General features: G+C 41.8%; 16 protein-coding genes and 1 tRNA gene. 11 read left to right on the plus strand and 6 right to left on the minus strand.

What is annotated here, in order from left to right; all coding sequences use genetic code 11:
• Positions 1 to 95 precede the first annotated feature (95 nt).
• The 3 genes from IM676_RS05145 to mgtE all read left to right on the plus strand — a co-directional run bounded on the left by IM676_RS05145 (position 96) and on the right by mgtE (position 3,577).
• Positions 96 to 773: a TIGR04283 family arsenosugar biosynthesis glycosyltransferase gene (locus IM676_RS05145; RefSeq protein ID WP_225880455.1), complete on the plus strand. Its 678-nt coding sequence runs from the start codon at positions 96 to 98 to the stop codon at positions 771 to 773.
• 548 nt (positions 774 to 1,321) lie between these two features.
• Entirely contained in the window at positions 1,322 to 2,068 is a 747-nt protein-coding gene (locus IM676_RS05150; RefSeq protein ID WP_200989226.1) for a TVP38/TMEM64 family protein, read from the plus strand.
• A 108-nt stretch (positions 2,069 to 2,176) separates the two neighbouring features.
• Complete coding sequence (gene mgtE / locus IM676_RS05155; protein ID WP_200989227.1) at positions 2,177 to 3,577, plus strand: magnesium transporter; 1,401 nt, start codon at positions 2,177 to 2,179, stop codon at positions 3,575 to 3,577.
• Here the strand turns inward: mgtE and IM676_RS05160 are convergent.
• Both IM676_RS05160 and IM676_RS05165 read right to left on the minus strand, forming a co-directional pair.
• Positions 3,572 to 3,829: a hypothetical protein gene (locus IM676_RS05160; RefSeq protein ID WP_200989228.1), complete on the minus strand. Its 258-nt coding sequence runs from the start codon at positions 3,827 to 3,829 to the stop codon at positions 3,572 to 3,574. The genes mgtE and IM676_RS05160 overlap by 6 nt on opposite strands.
• A 29-nt stretch (positions 3,830 to 3,858) precedes the next feature.
• Positions 3,859 to 4,713 carry an SDR family oxidoreductase gene (locus tag IM676_RS05165; protein WP_200989229.1) on the minus strand — a complete coding sequence of 285 codons (855 nt, stop codon included), beginning with the start codon at positions 4,711 to 4,713 and terminating at the stop codon, positions 3,859 to 3,861.
• 808 nt (positions 4,714 to 5,521) lie between these two features.
• On the opposite strand from IM676_RS05165, the gene IM676_RS05170 reads away from it, so the two are divergent.
• Both IM676_RS05170 and IM676_RS05175 read left to right on the plus strand, forming a co-directional pair.
• Positions 5,522 to 6,184, plus strand: coding sequence for a class I SAM-dependent methyltransferase (locus IM676_RS05170; protein ID WP_200989230.1), 663 nt, complete (start codon positions 5,522 to 5,524; stop codon positions 6,182 to 6,184).
• Positions 6,185 to 6,747: 563 nt separating this feature from the next.
• Positions 6,748 to 8,157, plus strand: a complete 1,410-nt coding sequence (locus IM676_RS05175; RefSeq protein ID WP_200989231.1) for a M48 family metalloprotease — start codon at positions 6,748 to 6,750, stop codon at positions 8,155 to 8,157.
• Positions 8,158 to 8,191: 34 nt separating this feature from the next.
• Here IM676_RS05175 and IM676_RS05180 read toward each other — a convergent pair whose 3' ends face one another.
• Positions 8,192 to 8,821 (minus strand): restriction endonuclease subunit R, encoded by a 630-nt coding sequence (locus tag IM676_RS05180; protein ID WP_200989232.1) that lies wholly within the window; start codon positions 8,819 to 8,821, stop codon positions 8,192 to 8,194.
• A 67-nt stretch (positions 8,822 to 8,888) separates the two neighbouring features.
• On the minus strand, positions 8,889 to 9,791 hold the full coding sequence (gene trhO / locus IM676_RS05185; RefSeq protein ID WP_200990088.1) for an oxygen-dependent tRNA uridine(34) hydroxylase TrhO: 903 nt from the start codon (positions 9,789 to 9,791) through the stop codon (positions 8,889 to 8,891).
• A 79-nt stretch (positions 9,792 to 9,870) separates the two neighbouring features.
• Here trhO and IM676_RS05190 point away from each other — a divergent pair.
• Positions 9,871 to 9,943: transfer RNA gene (locus IM676_RS05190), tRNA-Ala, on the plus strand.
• Positions 9,944 to 9,946: 3 nt separating this feature from the next.
• Here the strand turns inward: IM676_RS05190 and IM676_RS05195 are convergent.
• Entirely contained in the window at positions 9,947 to 10,579 is a 633-nt protein-coding gene (locus IM676_RS05195; RefSeq protein WP_200990089.1) for a DUF938 domain-containing protein, read from the minus strand.
• 55 nt (positions 10,580 to 10,634) lie between these two features.
• Here IM676_RS05195 and IM676_RS05200 point away from each other — a divergent pair, with 55 nt between their 5' ends.
• From IM676_RS05200 to IM676_RS05210, 3 genes are all read left to right on the plus strand, one after another.
• A complete protein-coding gene (locus IM676_RS05200; protein WP_200989233.1) occupies positions 10,635 to 12,050 on the plus strand; it encodes a lysophospholipid acyltransferase family protein in 1,416 nt (471 codons plus the stop codon).
• A gap of 93 nt (positions 12,051 to 12,143) precedes the next feature.
• Positions 12,144 to 12,434 (plus strand): nucleotidyltransferase family protein, encoded by a 291-nt coding sequence (locus IM676_RS05205; protein ID WP_200989234.1) that lies wholly within the window; start codon positions 12,144 to 12,146, stop codon positions 12,432 to 12,434.
• Positions 12,424 to 12,774 carry a HepT-like ribonuclease domain-containing protein gene (locus IM676_RS05210; protein ID WP_200989235.1) on the plus strand — a complete coding sequence of 117 codons (351 nt, stop codon included), beginning with the start codon at positions 12,424 to 12,426 and terminating at the stop codon, positions 12,772 to 12,774. The genes IM676_RS05205 and IM676_RS05210 overlap by 11 nt, the downstream gene beginning before the upstream one ends.
• 315 nt (positions 12,775 to 13,089) lie before the next feature.
• Here IM676_RS05210 and IM676_RS05215 read toward each other — a convergent pair whose 3' ends face one another.
• Entirely contained in the window at positions 13,090 to 13,320 is a 231-nt protein-coding gene (locus IM676_RS05215) for a DUF3134 domain-containing protein (protein ID WP_200989236.1), read from the minus strand.
• A 208-nt stretch (positions 13,321 to 13,528) separates the two neighbouring features.
• Between IM676_RS05215 and IM676_RS05220 the strand changes: the two genes are divergently transcribed.
• Complete coding sequence (locus IM676_RS05220) at positions 13,529 to 14,443, plus strand: class I SAM-dependent methyltransferase (RefSeq protein WP_200989237.1); 915 nt, start codon at positions 13,529 to 13,531, stop codon at positions 14,441 to 14,443.
• Positions 14,444 to 15,200: 757 nt separating this feature from the next.
• Positions 15,201 to 16,067 (plus strand): 6-carboxytetrahydropterin synthase, encoded by an 867-nt coding sequence (locus tag IM676_RS05225; protein ID WP_200989238.1) that lies wholly within the window; start codon positions 15,201 to 15,203, stop codon positions 16,065 to 16,067.
• Positions 16,068 to 16,131: the final 64 nt, after the last annotated feature.

Raw genomic sequence — 16,131 nt, forward strand, 5'->3', positions numbered from 1 at the left:
TCTCGACCCTCTTCCTTTCATACAGGGAAGGGGGTATTTAAATTAATAAATATTCCTGTGTCTCCAATCACTCCCGGTGAGACTTGACAAAAGCAGTGTCTAACAAAATTTCAATTATCATCCCCACCTATAATGAGCAGGGAAATATTCGGGGTGCGATCGCCTGTACTCAACCCAGCAGCAATGTAGAGTTAATTGTGGTAGATGGCGGCTCACAGGATGAGACTGTGAGTATTGCTGAGTCGTTAAATGTCAAAGTCATCACCTGTGCTCCCGGTCGTGCTACTCAAATGAATACAGGTGCTATGGCTGCAAGTGGGGATATCCTGTTGTTTCTCCACGCCGATACACGCTTACCCCCTGGTTTTGATCATATGATTCGTAATGCTCTACAGCAACCGCAAATCGTGGCGGGAGCCTTTGCTTTACAGATTAATGCTTCCCTGTGGAGTTTGAGATGGGTAGAAACCGGAGTCAATTGGCGATCGCGTTTTTGTCAAATGCCCTATGGTGATCAGGCGATATTTTTAACATCAGAAGTATTCAATAAAGTTGGTAATTTTCCAGATTTACCGATTATGGAAGATTTTGAACTCATACGACGTTTAAAAAGCATCGGCAAAATTATCATCATCCCTGTACCAGTTATTACTTCTGCGCGGAGATGGTTGCAAAAAGGAGTATTTTACACTACCATTTTGAATCAAATAGTAATTACTGCTTACCTTCTGGGGGTATCACCCCAACGCATTCGCAGTTGGTATCGGCGATAAAAACCTGATAAATATCCTATACTAATAACACTTAAACACAATATAGCCCAAAATTAAACATTTTGATGTAGCATTTATTGGCGTTTAATCAATTCACAGTTAGCCATAGTATACCATTCATCTGTTATTAAATTCCCTGAGTGTTTTAGTAACTGAGAGGATGTTTTAAAAGTTATGATTAATGTATCAAATATTGTTTTACCCCACCCTCACCATGCCCCTGTGAAGAGAAAGGGACTTGATTTTATTGCTTCCCTTTTTCTTTGGTGTTCCCTGTTCTTTGGTGTTCCCTGTTCCCTGTTCAGTGTGTTCCGGTGTTCCCTTGAGAGGATGTTTGTCAAGTCATGATTAGTGTATCAACTATTGCTTGACCCCACCCTAACCCTCCCCTTGTAAGGGGAGGGGACTTGATTTTATTGTTTCGGTGTGTCCCCCATTCCCTATTCCCCATTCCCTGTTCCGGTGTTCCGGTGTTCCGGTGTTCCCTAAGATAAAAATTACCTGTTAAAAACTTATCAAACATCCTCTGAGGATTAAAGAAATATTTTATGGATACAAAAACCCAATTAAATAGAAGATTGAAATTATTAATAATTAGTTTCCTAGTTGCTACCCTAATTATTGCTGCCCAATATTTGCCAGTTAAACAGGTTTTCAACTATGCCATCTCATGGGTGCAAAATCTGGGTATTTTAGCCCCCACAGCCTATATTATAATTTACAACCTAGCAACTATACTATTTATACCTGGTTCTCTCTTAACTGTAAAAGGTGGTTGCTTATTCGGTCTGTTTTGGGGTTCTGTATATGTCTTAATTGCTGCAGTGATCGGAGCAATTTTAGCTTTTATTCTTGGACGCTATTTATGCCGTGATTGGGTTGAAGGACAGATTGATAAATATCCTAAATTTAAAGCAATTAATTTAGCAGTTGCTAAAGAGGGATGGAAAATTGTCTTACTGACGCGGTTATCTCCCATCTTTCCATTCAACTTGTTAAATTACGCCTTTGGAGTTACACAAGTTTCTCTAAAAGACTATATCTTAGGTTCCTTGGGCATCATTCCCGGTACAGTTATGTACGTTTATATAGGTTCATTAGTCGGTGATTTAGCCATGCTCAATACACCTAATCAGCCCAGTCATCCAGAAGCGGAAATCTGGCAATGGCTCATGCAGATAATTGGGTTAATTGCCACTATTGCTATAACAGTATATCTCACAAAAATTGCCCAAAAAACTCTGAGGGAAAGTCTGATCATAGCAGAAATTAGCAATGATCAGATTAATAAATAACCGGCGATGTAGCAGAGGGTGAGTGAGTCAAATTTGTGTCAATAAAACTGATTATTCCCCTAAACTAAAAGTAGTAAACCTGTTGCAACTGCATGAGGAAAGTAGATTTTGACTGAAACAAATAATTTCAACTTCACCACTCCAAATGTCACCCGTAGCGAATTGCAAGACCTGGTGGGAAAGGAACTCCGAATATTCCTAGAATTAGGGGACTTACAAGCAGCAAAATCTATTCTCACACCTGTGCAACCTGCGGATATTGCTCAGGCCATTGAAGGGTTACCAGAAGCCATGCAAGCTTTGGTTTTTCGCTTGCTACCTAAAACTGAGGCGATCGAGGTGTATGAATATCTCGATTATAGTGTTCAACAACATTTAATTGAGGAACTCAAAAGCCAAGATGTCTGTGACATTGTAGATAAAATGTCCCCGGATGACCGGGCCCGGTTATTTGACGAATTACCAGCCAAAGTTGTCAACCGCTTGCTAGAACAACTCAGCCCAGCAGAACGTCAAGCTACAGCCCAACTCTTAGGTTATGAGGCGGGTACAGCTGGGCGGATCATGACCCCAGAGTTAATTCATATCAAAGAACATCTCACCGTATCTGAAGCCATAGAACGCATTCGCCGTCAAGCTCATCTGAGTGAAATCATTTACTATCTTTACGTTACCGATAGCGTCAGGCGTTTAACGGGTATTGTTTCTTTACGAGAGTTGGTAGTATCTCAGCTAGAGCAAACCATTGGGGAAATTATGACCCGTGAAGTTGTGTTTGTTTACACTGATACAGACCAGGAAGAAGTCGCTAGATTAATTCAAAGATATGACTTTTTAGCTCTACCTGTGGTGGATAAAGAACAGTGTCTAGTAGGTATTATCACTGTTGATGATGTGATTGATATTCTGGAAGAGGAGACTACTGAGGATATCTACGCCTTGGGGGGTGGTGTGCAGTCCGATGGTGACAACTATTTTCAAATGAGTTTACTACAGGTTGCCCGCAAGCGGGTAGTCTGGTTGTTTATCTTACTGATTACTAACACTATCACCGGCACAATTATTAAGTCCCAAGAAGATATCCTACAACAAGTAGTCATACTCACAGCCTTTATGCCTCTGCTCACAGGTACTGGTGGTAATGTGGGCGCTCAATCTTCTACAGTGGTAATTCGCGGTATGAGTACTGATGAGATTAGATCCCTGAAAGTATCGCAGGTAATTGGCAGAGAAGCGATCGCTGGGGCGTTTTTAGGATTAATGCTAGGTAGCATCGCCACAGTGTGGGCTTATTTTTTGCAAGACCGCCTAGAGGTAGCATTGACTGTAGGTATCAGTTTGGTAGCTATTTCTGTAATTGCTTCCGTCTCAGGTTCCGCTCTGCCATTTTTATTCCGCAGTTTCCGCTTAGACCCAGCCTTAATGTCAGCACCCTTTATTACTACAGCCGTTGATGTTCTGGGTGTTTTGATTTACTTTAAGTTGGCGCGAGTAATTTTAGGGTTATAGTTGTGAGGGTGTTTCGGGGGCGACAATTTCTCCAGTGCCTAATTCTATAATCCTGTCTTGATTAGTAATTAATTCATTGAGTTCCCTCACCTTTAAATTCATTATCTGGCAAGATTCTCTAAGTGCTTGGGCAAAACTATTAATATCGTCGCCATAACCACATTGATAAGCAGCAATTTCTATTCCCTGCTTGGCATTTGCTCTCGCACAATCTACTAAGTCCGTACCTTGTAATGGTTTTGGGGATATCATAGGTTGTAGTTGTTCTTTTTTACAAGTAATTAGCCGTTGACTATAGAGCCGCCATTGGGGTGTAGTACTTGACCAGACATATAAGAACCGTCATCAGAAGCTAAAAATACATAACTGGGTGCGACTTCTTCTGGTTGTCCTGCTCTTCCCATGGGTACTTGTTTGCCAAAATTTGCAACTTGCTCTGGGGGAAAAGTTGAAGGAATCAATGGCGTCCAAATCGGACCAGGTGCTACAGCATTCACCCGAATACCTTGAGAGACTAAATTTTGTGACAAAGAACGAGTAAAGGCGACAATTGCACCTTTTGTAGATGAGTAATCAAGTAATTGGGGATGACCTTTATAAGCGGTCACTGATGTAGTATTGATGATGGCACTACCAGGATGCAAGTATTTTATTGCTGCTTTAGTCAGATAAAACATCGAGAAAATATTAGTTTGAAAAGTCCGCTCTAGTTGCTGTTTAGTGATTTCTTCAATGTGGTTTTGCGGGTGTTGTTCGGCTGCATTATTAATCAGAATATCTAATTTACCCAATTCCTCAACAGTTTGTTCTACAACTTGCTGGCAAAAGGTTTCATCGGTAATATCTCCTGCTATAGCTAGCACCCGTCGCCCTTGTTTTTCTACCAAATTTTTGGTTTCTTTGGCATCTTCATGTTCCTTTAAGTAAACAATGGCGACATCTGCACCTTCTTTGGCAAAGGCTATGGCCACAGCCCGACCAATACCACTATCTCCACCGGTGATTAATGCCACCTTATTATGTAACTTGCCACTACCTTGATAGTGGGGATCATCAGCTTTGGGGTGCGGCTTCATTTCCGATTCTTTACCGGGTGGTTTTTGTTGCTGTGGTGGTTGCAAAATTTCTTCTGGCATAAGATAATCTTCCGGTGAGTATGTCAAAGATTCCTAAGAGGATGTTTGGAAAGTATTAAACAGGTAATTTTTATATTAGGGAACACCGGAACACCGGAACAGGGAAGGATTGGGAAGGATTGGGGAACACGGTATGGCTAACGCCAAGCGATCGACTTCGCTCACCGACCGCACAAAAAACAATAAAATCCAGTCCCCTCCCCTTACAAGGACAAGACTTGGTGGACAAGGTGGACAAGGTGACAAGGGAGAAAAACAGTACAAAGTCTGTATTTTTAGTAAGAAAAATAGCCCCTTAAAAGACCATTGTCCGTATAAAATCTTCCTTGTCCACTTTCCTTCCTTGTCTTCCTAGTCTTGCCTTCACAGATCATATTAAAAACCTACCCTTACAAGGGGAGGGTTAGGGTGGGGTGAAACAATAGTTGATACACTAATCATGACTTATCAAACAACCTCTAAAAGCAAACCTTGGATTGAGTTACTGATCCAAGGTTTAAATTTATACTTCAGATCCCAACTTACAATTTGCAAGTTCAGGGATTTTTACCCCGGATGTCAGCTAAAGCTAGTTTAGCTGACATTGTGATCCTCACACCTGACACACGCTCTTAATCTGACCACTGAAAACAAGTACACAACTCTCTTGGAATCTCAGGATTGCTCCTGTTCATCTGCTTTTAAGTTAACTATGAAAATATGGAAATTTATCATTCTTGAGGTGGAAAGACAAATCAGTTTTTCTCACTCTCAAGACGTAAAGTCCATTAATATTGACCAATAATTAGGATGTTAGTTTCACTGAATTATGGCAAATAAAACATTAGGAATAGAACCACAACTATATGACTATTTACTCTCCGTATCTTTACGGGAACCGGAAATCCTCTCCCAACTGAGGGCAGAAACAGCCCAGCATCCCATGTCAATGATGCAGATTGCACCCGAACAAGGGCAGTTTATGGCGCTGCTGGTGCAATTGATGGGTGCAAAAAAGACCTTAGATATAGGAGTATTTACGGGTTATAGTTCCCTGGTGGTGTCTTTGGCATTACCTCCAGATGGTCGGGTAGTAGCCTGTGATGTGAGTGCAGAGTTTACAGCGATCGCCCGTCGTTATTGGCAAAAAGCTGGGGTTGCAGATAAAATTGATTTACACATTGCCCCAGCAATAGAGACATTAGACCAGTTATTAGCAGCAGGTGAAGCAGAAACCTTTGACTTTGCCTTTATTGATGCTGACAAAAGTAATTATGACGCTTATTATGAGCGATCGCTCCAACTAGTCAGACCAGGGGGATTAATTTTGATTGATAATGTACTTTGGTCTGGTAGTGTTGCAGACCCAGAAATCCAAGACAATCGCACCACAAAAATTCGCGCTCTCAATGAAAAACTACACCAAGACCAGCGGATTAATTTGAGTTTACTTCCCATCGCCGATGGTTTAACTTTAGCCCATAAGAAATAATTATCGTGTTTTGATCGTGTTTTGAATTGCCTTTAGTCACCACTAAAGGCGATCGCTATTGATCAAGCTTTACATCAGGAATGATTTCAATTAGTCCTGTTTGAAAGGCTTTGTCATAAGTAATTAGGGGTAAGTTTTCTAGTTCAGCCTAAAAGGATGTTTGTCAAGTCATGAGTCAAGTCATGATTAGTGTATCAAATATTGTTTGACCCCACCCTAACCCTCCCCTTGTAAGGGGAGGGGACTAGATTTTATTGTTTTTTGTGTGTTCCCTGTTCCCTGTTCCCTATAAGCATAACTTCAAAACAATAACTACACTTTGACTATATCTCAACCCAAGGGAAACGCCGTTTATGGGAGGGGCGATCGCTATCTTAGTGATTTTAGTATAAATTTTTATATTTATGTTAAAAATTTTTCAGAAACCCTGGATAATATTTGGGGAAAATATTATAGTGAAATTACTGTGTTGCACAGATAAAAGAAACAGATAAAAGAAACCGAGTGCGATCGCCTAAAATACATCTGTCTTGGTTGGTTTACCATTATTGGGGGAAAAATGCATGAAAAAAATGCGCTTGCTATGGGTAGCCTGTGGTATAGTTTTATTCTTCTGTCTTCACCTAGCCATACCCATCATTTCTTCGGCACAAACTCCCAATGTAGCCAAACGCTTCCAAACTCTGGTGAAAGCAGACCAATTATACCTAGCCGGAGATACCGCAGCAGCAGAAAAACTTTACCGCCAAGTCAAACCCCCATTTGCTCAGGAAGCATCTAGAAGTACCCTTCCTCAGCCAATTACTGACCCAGAGCAACTTTCCGGCGCTGGTAGAGTATATTGGCGCAACGCCACCGAGGGAATGCAACAGGGACTGACAAGTAAAATTTTTGTCCCTTTAAAAATGCTTCTGGAAAGACACCCAGAATTTACCCCTGCATACACACTCTATGCAGAAGCCACGAAAAAATATGGGAATGAGAAAGATATACTACCTGTTTTAGAGCGTGCAGTCAGTATTTTCCCCCAGTCTACAGAACTAAATCAAGCCCTGATTAAAGCCCAGCAAGAAGCTGAACAATGGTTAGAAGCCTCTATTACTGCGCGTCAATTTGCCATGATTTACCCTCAGCATCCCCAAGCTGAGGAATTTACCAATATTGCTGAAAGTAATTTTAAACGCTTTCGTAGTCAACTAAATCAACAAGTGGTATTGCAGGGTATTGTGGGTGCTACAATTGGTATTTTAAGTGGTAATGCCAATCTCCAAGCTGTCAAATTGGCTCCTTTGCTCCTCCAAGGTGAGTCAGCTATGGGGGCGCAGGTTGCAGCAGTTTATAAGCAGCAATTAACTTTGATAGAAGACCCTACCATTGTAGAATACGTTAGCCGCATTGGTAATAACATTGCCAACTTAATGGGGCGCAATGATTTTGATTATGAATTTAATGTCATCTTAGATGATTCTCTCAATGCCTTTGCTCTACCCGGTGGTAAAGTATTTGTCAATACCGGGGCGATCATGGCCCTCAATTCAGAAGCAGAATTAGCAGGACTATTAGGACACGAAGTTGGTCACGCAGTTTTATCTCATGGATTTCAACGCATCACCAATGCCAATCTCCTGGCAAATGTTGGGCAAATTATCCCTTTTGGCAATCTGATCTCTAATTTAGCAATCCTAGATTATAGCCGTCAACAAGAAACTCAAGCCGATGTTGTTGGTACTCGTGTATTAGCCGCCGCGGGTTATGCTGCTGATGGTTTACGCAATTTCTTTGTCACTACCAAGCAACAGGAAAAAGGAAGAACTATCCCCGCCTATTTGAGTACGCACCCCGCATCTGAGGACCGGATGCGCTATTTAGAACAAATCATCCAGCGTAATGGTTATAATCGTTATGCCTTTGAAGGTGTGCAAAGACACAGGCAAATTCAAGCCAGACTAGAGCAAATCCTAGAAGATTCTTGACATATACTTCCCACAGATGATTTACTCACAAATATCATACAGTCACCAATTGAGTTAAACCCTTGAGAATACGCAATACTTCATACAATTCATTCCCAGGGTTACGCATTAAAAAGCCTTTTGATAAAGAATAACGGGGTGGTTTTCCTTTGACTAACTTCACAAAAATAAACTCGCTCCCTGTAGCAATCATTCCAAAACTGGGTTGGTCAGGATAGGGATTACCTAACATATAGGCAAGAATTTGTGCAAGTCCTTCTTCAATAGAAAATGAAGCTTTTTTTGATTCAATAATCATCACCCAGAATCGGTCTTTTAAAACTAAAGTATCCAGTCTACCCTTGATGATTATATCTTCATCTGGTACGGCAATATCTATAGACTCTTCTGATTTGACATAAAAAGGAGATAGGTAAAAATCACCAATAAAAAGTATGGGATCTACAATTGCCATTCTGACAACATCTTCTAACAAGGGAGGATAATTAAGCAGATTCAAATAACCAGCCTTTACTTTATCTAAAAGTTGTTTCTCTAAATCTGTAATTTCTGGTAATTCCTCTTCCCATTCCCAGAAGAATTGTCTATCTAAAACTAGCTCAATACCAAAATTATCAATTAAGTAGCGTAAATCAATATTTTTGGCTTGAATTATTTGTGTCATAATCTTGTCATCCAGATTAAGATTATAAATCTTCTCCTGTGGGCAGGAAAGCCCACCCTGGTATGGCTCATGCAGAAAAAAGGTGCTGTAATCTATACTGTTTCCACTTCTCCTGTTGACGCAGCCTTTTTTCGGGAGTCAGACTATCAAAGCAGTGAGGACAAGAAATACCTTCTTCATATTGAGGGGAAGCCTTATCTTGCTCAGAAATAGGATATCCGCAACAAAAGCATAACTCATGACTACCTAACTCCAATCCGTGACGAACCGCAACCCGTTCATCAAAAACAAAACATTCACCCTCCCACAAACTTTCCTCTGCTGGTACTGATTCTAAATACTTGAGAATACCACCCTTGAGGTGATAGACCTCGGTAAAACCTTGGGAGAGCATAAAAGCAGAGGCTTTTTCACAACGAATCCCCCCTGTACAAAACAAGGCGACTTTCTTGTGTTGATTGGGGTCAAGGTTGTTACTCACATATTCCGGGAACTCTCGGAATGATTTAGTTTGGGGATTTTGTGCTGTTTTAAAAGTACCGATATTCACCTCATAATCATTACGGGTGTCAATGACAATCACCTCCGGGTCAGAAATCAAATCATTCCATTCTTGGGGACTAACATAAGTACCTACTTGCTGATTTGGGTCAACTTCTGGTAAACCCATAGTCACAATTTCCGCCTTTAACCGCACCTTCATCCGTTCAAAGGGCTGTATTTCAGTATATGACTCTTTGTGTTCTAAGTCTGCTAAACGGGGGTCAGAACGCAAAAACGCCAAAACAGAGTCAACCCCTTGACGAGAGCCGGCAATAGTCCCGTTAATGCCCTCTGCTGCTAATAAAATAGTCCCCTTGATACCTTGTGATTGGCAGTAAGACAGTAGGGGTTCTTGTTTCTCGGCAAAGTCCGGTAAGCTGACAAACTTATACAGCGCCGCCACTACCTGAATATTTTCTTGCATAATCTATTGGGTAATGATATAATTTTTAATTAAATCAGCAAAAGCTGTTTCTCAAAGCTGTTTATAGTTGATGATAGTTTATGGGGGTTTAGCTCAGTTGGTAGAGCGCCTGCTTTGCAAGCAGGATGTCAGCAGTTCGAGTCTGCTAATCTCCATGGTCAAGAGCGTTCAAATATTACAGAGAGATTGTTAGCCGGCATTTGGTAAGTTGCTTGAAAATTCAAATGTTGGTCTCTGGCTGCTGCAATCACATCCTGTAAATTACGCACCCCCCAAGCTGGGTCTTGCGCCCTCAAAGAGTCATCAAAAGCGGCGTTACTGGGTGCTGTATGCTCTCCATTTTGTTTAAACGGTCCATATAAATAGAGTATTCCCCCTGGGGGCAAAATGCGACCCGCACCAGCCATTAATCCCAAACAGGCTGACCAGGGCGAAATATGAATCATATTAATATTAACTATAGCTACAATGGGTAAGTCAGGTACAACATCTTTCTCGACTGTCCAACTCGCCATACTAGCATCAAGTTCTAAGGGTGGGTAAAGATTATCTGATGGATATTCTTTAGCCCAAGCCTTAATACTAGCACGTAATAAGGGATTTTGTTCAGTAGGTAACCATCGGCGGGGGGTAATACGGGGCGCAAAATATACAGAGTGTTCACCCGTACCACTAGCGACTTCTAAAATAGTACCAGTTGGGGGTAACACCTGTAACAGTACCTCTAGAATAGGTTCACGATTCCTTTGTGTAGCTGGCGCGTACTTTCGCCCATCTTCGGGTGTATTGATCATATTCAAATTACTTAATCCTTTACATACCAACTACATAATCTGGAGGGTTACCTTGCCTAAGTCAATTCGTTGTACCCAACCACCACTCAAATTCATTCCCCATCACTTTAACCCATTTATACTACAGATTTTCCGGTGGTTATTGCCTATTGTGCTACGTTTTCGCACCAGACCATGGTTACCCGCAGGAATTGTGCAAGTGGAAGGTGAGAATGTGGAGACCTTAGCTAAACTTTATCAACAATTCCAGGCTGGGAAAATTCGCTTTTTGATTGCATTTCGTCACCCAGAGGTAGAAGACCCTCTGTGTATGCTCTATCTACTTTCCTACATTTTGCCCCGGGTTGCACGCCAGCAGGATATTCAACTGCGATCGCCCCTCCATAGCTATTTTCTCTATGACCGGGGTATGACTATATGGGCTGGGGATTGGTTAGGATGGTTATTTTCTAGGGTTGGTGGTGTCCCCATTCGTCGTGGTCGGCGATTAGATAGAAAAGCTATTCAAACAGCACGAGATTTATTTAGTCATGGGCAAATGCCCATCGCCGTGGCACCAGAAGGAGGTAATAATGGTCATAGTGGAGTTGTTAGCCCCTTAGAACCGGGTGTAGCCCAATTAGGTTTCTGGTGTGTAGAAGACCTGGAAAAAGCCCAGGGTGATCAGACTGTGTTTATTGTCCCGGTAGCTATTCAGTATAGCTACGTCCAGCCACCTTGGTCAAGACTAGATTGGCTGTTAAGTAAGTTAGAAGCTGATAGCGGTTTGGGGGTAGTTGAGCAAGGAAGTAATCACCAGCTAGAAGTTTACTATCAACGTATTTGTTGTTTGGCTGAGTATTTAATTACCCAGATGGAGGAGTTTTACCGCCGTTTCTATCATCGAGATATACCTAAAACTAACTCTGTGGATGAATCTACCACCCGTAACCAGATGATAATTAGCAGATTACATCATTTAATGGATACAGCTTTACAGGTGGCGGAAGAATATTTTGGCGTAACACCACAAGGCAATTTTATCGATCGCTGTCGTCGTTTAGAGGAAGCGGGTTGGAATTATATCTACCGGGATGATATAGCAGATATTCATGGTTTACCGCCCTTCCAACGTGGGTTAGCAGACTGGGTGGCCTGTGAAGCAGATTTGAAAATGCAACACATGAGAATAGTAGAAACTTTTGTGGCCGTCACTGCTAATTATATTCAGGAAAAACCAACCCCCGAAAGGTTGGCGGAAACAGCCTTATTAATGTTTGATCTGCTCTCTCGGATTCAGGAGTCTACTCTCCCCGGTAGACCTAGTTTAGGTTTCAGGAAGGCGACGATTACTGTCGGTGAACCAATTTCTGTTACTGAACGCTGGCAAAAATCTCAAGGCGATCGCCCTGCTACTCGTCAAGCTGTCAGTCAGTTAACCAAAGACTTACAAAATGCTTTGCAGACCATGATTGACTATACTGTTTAACGCCAAGTGGTTTCTCTACCTTTGGGCGATTTAGGTTGCTCATATTTTTATCTATTGGAGCTAATCAGCGAAAAATCCTTGAGGATTAAAAAAATGAACCGAGAAAATTTAATCGCTTTTTTAAAAGCTCATGGGGCAGAAATTCGGGGTTATGGTGTAAAATCTCTGGCTTTATTTGGTTCGGTAGCGAGGGATGAGGCCACGGCTAAAAGTGATATTGATTTATTAGTGGAGTTTGACGGTAAGGTGACCTTTGATTGTTATATGGACTTAAAGTTTTTTCTGGAGGATAGTTTGGGATGTCCCGTAGATCTAGTTAGCAAGAAGATGTTAAAGCCTCAAATTAGAGATGTCATTGAAACAGAGGCCATCTATGTCTCGTAGTGTCAGACTGTATTTTGAGGATATTTTGAACAGTTGTTACAAGGTTTTGCGTTATACCGAAGGTATCAGCTATAACCAGTTTTTTGAAGATGAGTTGAGGTTTGATGCTGTGCTGCGAAATCTGCAAATTATTGGGGAAGCAATTAAGCAAGTACCAACGGAAACTAGAAATCGTTATCCTACGGTTGAGTGGCGGAAAATAGCAGGCTTAAGAGATATTTTAGCTCATAGTTATTTCAGTCTAGAAAATGAAACAATTTGGGACATTGTGCAAAATAAAGTTCCACTTCTGCAAAAACAAATTGAGGTTATTTTTCAACAAGAATTTGGTGATGGTTAATTTTTTTGAGGAATTGGTGATTTAACGGCGCTTACGCGATCGCATTTAACATCGCATTTACCATCGCCCTGCGTAGATGGTGGGATGAGGTTTGACCCCACCCCCAACCCCTCCCCTTGTAAAGGGAGGGGGGTATAGAGAATGGCGATCGCCTCTTGTCAAGATAATCAGATACATAATCTTGGAGTCAGATTTATCTGACTTGAGCTTTGAGACGGGGGTTTTTAACCCCCGGTTCCCCGTGTAGCATTAAACGGAATTTTTCAACCTTTCTGGGTATCGATTCACCCTCTCATAACACCGATGAAAAATCTGTTAATCGTCTAAATCCATCTGGGAATCATCATCATGATCATAGGGAAGATCATCAAGGTCAATCATATCAGAAATTTCTTCTACTACATTCAGAGGCTGGGATTCTTGAGGTTCACGCTCTATGAGCCTACCACTTGACTTTAACCATTCTAGTAAAACAAACTCATTACTAGTACGAATTACAGCAGCTCGTTGGTTACGAGGTGCTTCACTCAAAGGACTATTAGGCATAATATAAAAACCTCAATTTTTATGATACAAACTAGACTGGCTGCAACTGACGTCATCCCTTATTAAGCGTCTCGACCATCTGTGAGACTAACACACACTCAGTTACTACATTTAGGTTAGCTACAATGGAATGTATTACTAGAGTAAACATACACAATTGTATCATAGGTAAACAAGGCTGTTAAACCCAACCCAAACCCAAAACAATATGACTGCTGCGACAACAAATGCTATTGGTTTAGCCTCCCGTTTAGTAAATGGTATCCTGGCTATCAAACCCTTAGCCAATCTAGCCAAGCATCAAGCTAGACAAATGATGATTAAAAGGGCTGAAAAAATTGGCGTTCCCTGGACACAAGAAGTTAAAAGCTTACAGTCCCGTGATTGGACACCAGAACTCACAAAAGTTCACAATCCCCAGGTTGCTTACCCAGACTACTATCTCACCTCATTTCATGCTTACGACAGTGGTAATCTCAGTTGGCAAGCTGCTTTTGAAGTAAAACCCGCAGCCCATGCTGTTCATGCTAAAATCTGGCAAGATGCAGATGCCCAAGGTGATGCCAAACTACGTCAGAGTTACCACGATATTCTCACAGCTTCCCTTCCCCATCCTCCCCAAGATATCCTAGATGTGGGATGTAGTGTAGGACTAAGTACCTTGGCTCTACAAGCAGTTTATCCCCAGTCTCGGATTACAGGTTTAGACTTATCACCTTACTTTTTAGCCGTTGCTGACTACCACGCCCAACAGTATCAAGCTCACATCAATTGGCTCCATGCTCCCGCAGAATCTACTGGGTTACCAGATGCTTCTTTTGACTTAGTTTCTATTTTCTTAATGTGCCATGAATTGCCCCAGTCAGCAACCCGAAATATTTTGGCAGAAATGCGCCGGTTGCTGCGTCCCGGTGGTCATTTAGGGATTATGGATATGAATCCCCAATCAGAAATATACAAGCAAATGCCCCCCTACATTTTGACCCTGCTCAAAAGCACTGAACCTTATTTAGATCAGTATTTTGCTTTGGATATTCAGCAAGCCTTAGTTGAGGCTGGTTTCCATGCTCCCACTATTACCAGTAACACCCCGCGTCATCGCACAATTATAGCTCAAGTATAGCTCAAGTCAGGTGCTGATTTCTGGATGTTGACTTCCCTCTCCCATATGGAGAGGATGTAAACAGAAATATACACCCCTAATAAACCCCCTGTGAGTTTTGACAACCTTTGTAAATTACTAGCACCAAAAATATCCGCAAGAATTTGCGCGGTGGTTACTACCGGAAGAACCACGACTTAGGGTTTTAAAAAGTGAATTAAGTATAAATACATAAGTTCGCGATAGCGTAGCGCTGCTGTAAGCAGATCGCACAGCTAGTGAATATATTCTCAGAGGATGTTTGATAAGTCATGATTAGTGTATCAACTATTGTTTCACCCCACCCTAACCCTCCCCTTGTAAGGGTAGGTTTTTAATATGATCTGTGAAGGCAAGACTAGGAAGACAAGGAAGGAAAGTGGACAAGGAAGATTTTATACGGACAATGGTCTTTTAAGGGGCTATTTTTCTTACTAAAAATACAGACTTTGTACTGTTTTTCTCCCTTGTCACCTTGTCCACCTTGTCCACCTTGTCTTGTCCTTGTAAGGGGAGGGGACTGGATTTTATTGTTTCGGAGTGTCCCCCATTCCCTGCTTCGGTGCTTCGGTGCTTCGGTGCTTCGGTGCTCCGGTGTTCCCTGTTCCCTAATATAAAAATTACCTGTTTAATACTTTCCAAACATCCTCTCAGTCACACAGTGATCGAGGAGCCCAATTAGTTTATGCTGTAAATAGTGAAACTTGAAGAAATGTTGAGCTAGGTTTACAGAATACTCATGCAATGTATTGTTAATCGTCGCGCGCAGTTTTCGGCTAGTCATCGGTATTGGTTACCGGAACTGAGCGAAGCCGAGAATATTGAGAAATTTGGTGCTTGCTCTAGATTTCCCGGACATGGACACAACTATGTTTTATTTATCTCCATGGCTGGAGAACTGGATAAATATGGTATGGTACTTAACTTGTCTGATGTCAAACACGTAATTAAACGCGAAGTTACCAGCCAACTAGACTTCTCTTACCTCAATGATGTATGGGCAGAATTTCAAGAAAATCTCCCCACTACAGAAAATATTGCACGGGTGATCTGGCAGCGTCTAGCACCGCATTTACCCTTAGTCCGTGTGCAGTTATTTGAACATCCTCAACTTTGGGCAGATTATACAGGAGACGGAATGGAAGCTTACCTCAGCATCAGTACCCACTTTAGCGCCGCCCATCGGCTAGCTCATCCTCAACTGAGTAACGAAGAAAACTCGCAAATTTACGGAAAGTGCGCCCGTCCCCATGGTCACGGACATAACTACCATCTAGAAGTTACCGTTAAAGGGGAAATTGACCCACGCACCGGGATGATTGTCGATTTAGGGGCGCTGAATCAGGCTATTGAAGACCATGTAGTAGAACCATTTGACCATACCTTCTTAAACAAAGATATCCCCTTCTTTGCCGAAGTTGTCCCTACCGCTGAAAATATCGCCCTATATATCAGTAACTTACTGCGATCGCCTGTTAAAGAACTAGGTGCTCAACTGTACAAAATCAAACTAATTGAAAGTCCCAATAACTCCTGTGAAATTTACTGCACAGAATCCGAAACAAATACTGTCAGCACAGTAAAATCTGAACCAGTGTTAGTTTAAACCGTAACGGGGATGAGAACCCCAACCCCAACCCCTAAGCACGCGCTTAGGGGGCTAAGATCAG

The organism is Anabaenopsis elenkinii CCIBt3563 (assembly GCF_015245355.1).
In the GTDB taxonomy this organism is placed as follows: Bacteria; Cyanobacteriota; Cyanobacteriia; order Cyanobacteriales; family Nostocaceae; genus Anabaenopsis; species Anabaenopsis elenkinii.

Excerpts from the sequence above, each read along its gene's own strand:
- IM676_RS05150 (WP_200989226.1), top strand. The coding sequence starts at position 1,322 with ATGGATACAAAAACCCAATTAAATAGAAGATTGAAATTATTAATAATT.
- IM676_RS05160 (WP_200989228.1), bottom strand. The coding sequence starts at position 3,829 with ATGATATCCCCAAAACCATTACAAGGTACGGACTTAGTAGATTGTGCG.
- IM676_RS05165 (WP_200989229.1), bottom strand. The coding sequence starts at position 4,713 with ATGCCAGAAGAAATTTTGCAACCACCACAGCAACAAAAACCACCCGGT.
- IM676_RS05170 (WP_200989230.1), top strand. The coding sequence starts at position 5,522 with ATGGCAAATAAAACATTAGGAATAGAACCACAACTATATGACTATTTA.
- IM676_RS05175 (WP_200989231.1), top strand. The coding sequence starts at position 6,748 with ATGAAAAAAATGCGCTTGCTATGGGTAGCCTGTGGTATAGTTTTATTC.
- IM676_RS05180 (WP_200989232.1), bottom strand. The coding sequence starts at position 8,821 with ATGACACAAATAATTCAAGCCAAAAATATTGATTTACGCTACTTAATT.
- IM676_RS05205 (WP_200989234.1), top strand. The coding sequence starts at position 12,144 with ATGAACCGAGAAAATTTAATCGCTTTTTTAAAAGCTCATGGGGCAGAA.
- IM676_RS05210 (WP_200989235.1), top strand. The coding sequence starts at position 12,424 with ATGTCTCGTAGTGTCAGACTGTATTTTGAGGATATTTTGAACAGTTGT.
- IM676_RS05215 (WP_200989236.1), bottom strand. The coding sequence starts at position 13,320 with ATGCCTAATAGTCCTTTGAGTGAAGCACCTCGTAACCAACGAGCTGCT.
- IM676_RS05220 (WP_200989237.1), top strand. The coding sequence starts at position 13,529 with ATGACTGCTGCGACAACAAATGCTATTGGTTTAGCCTCCCGTTTAGTA.
- IM676_RS05225 (WP_200989238.1), top strand. The coding sequence starts at position 15,201 with ATGCAATGTATTGTTAATCGTCGCGCGCAGTTTTCGGCTAGTCATCGG.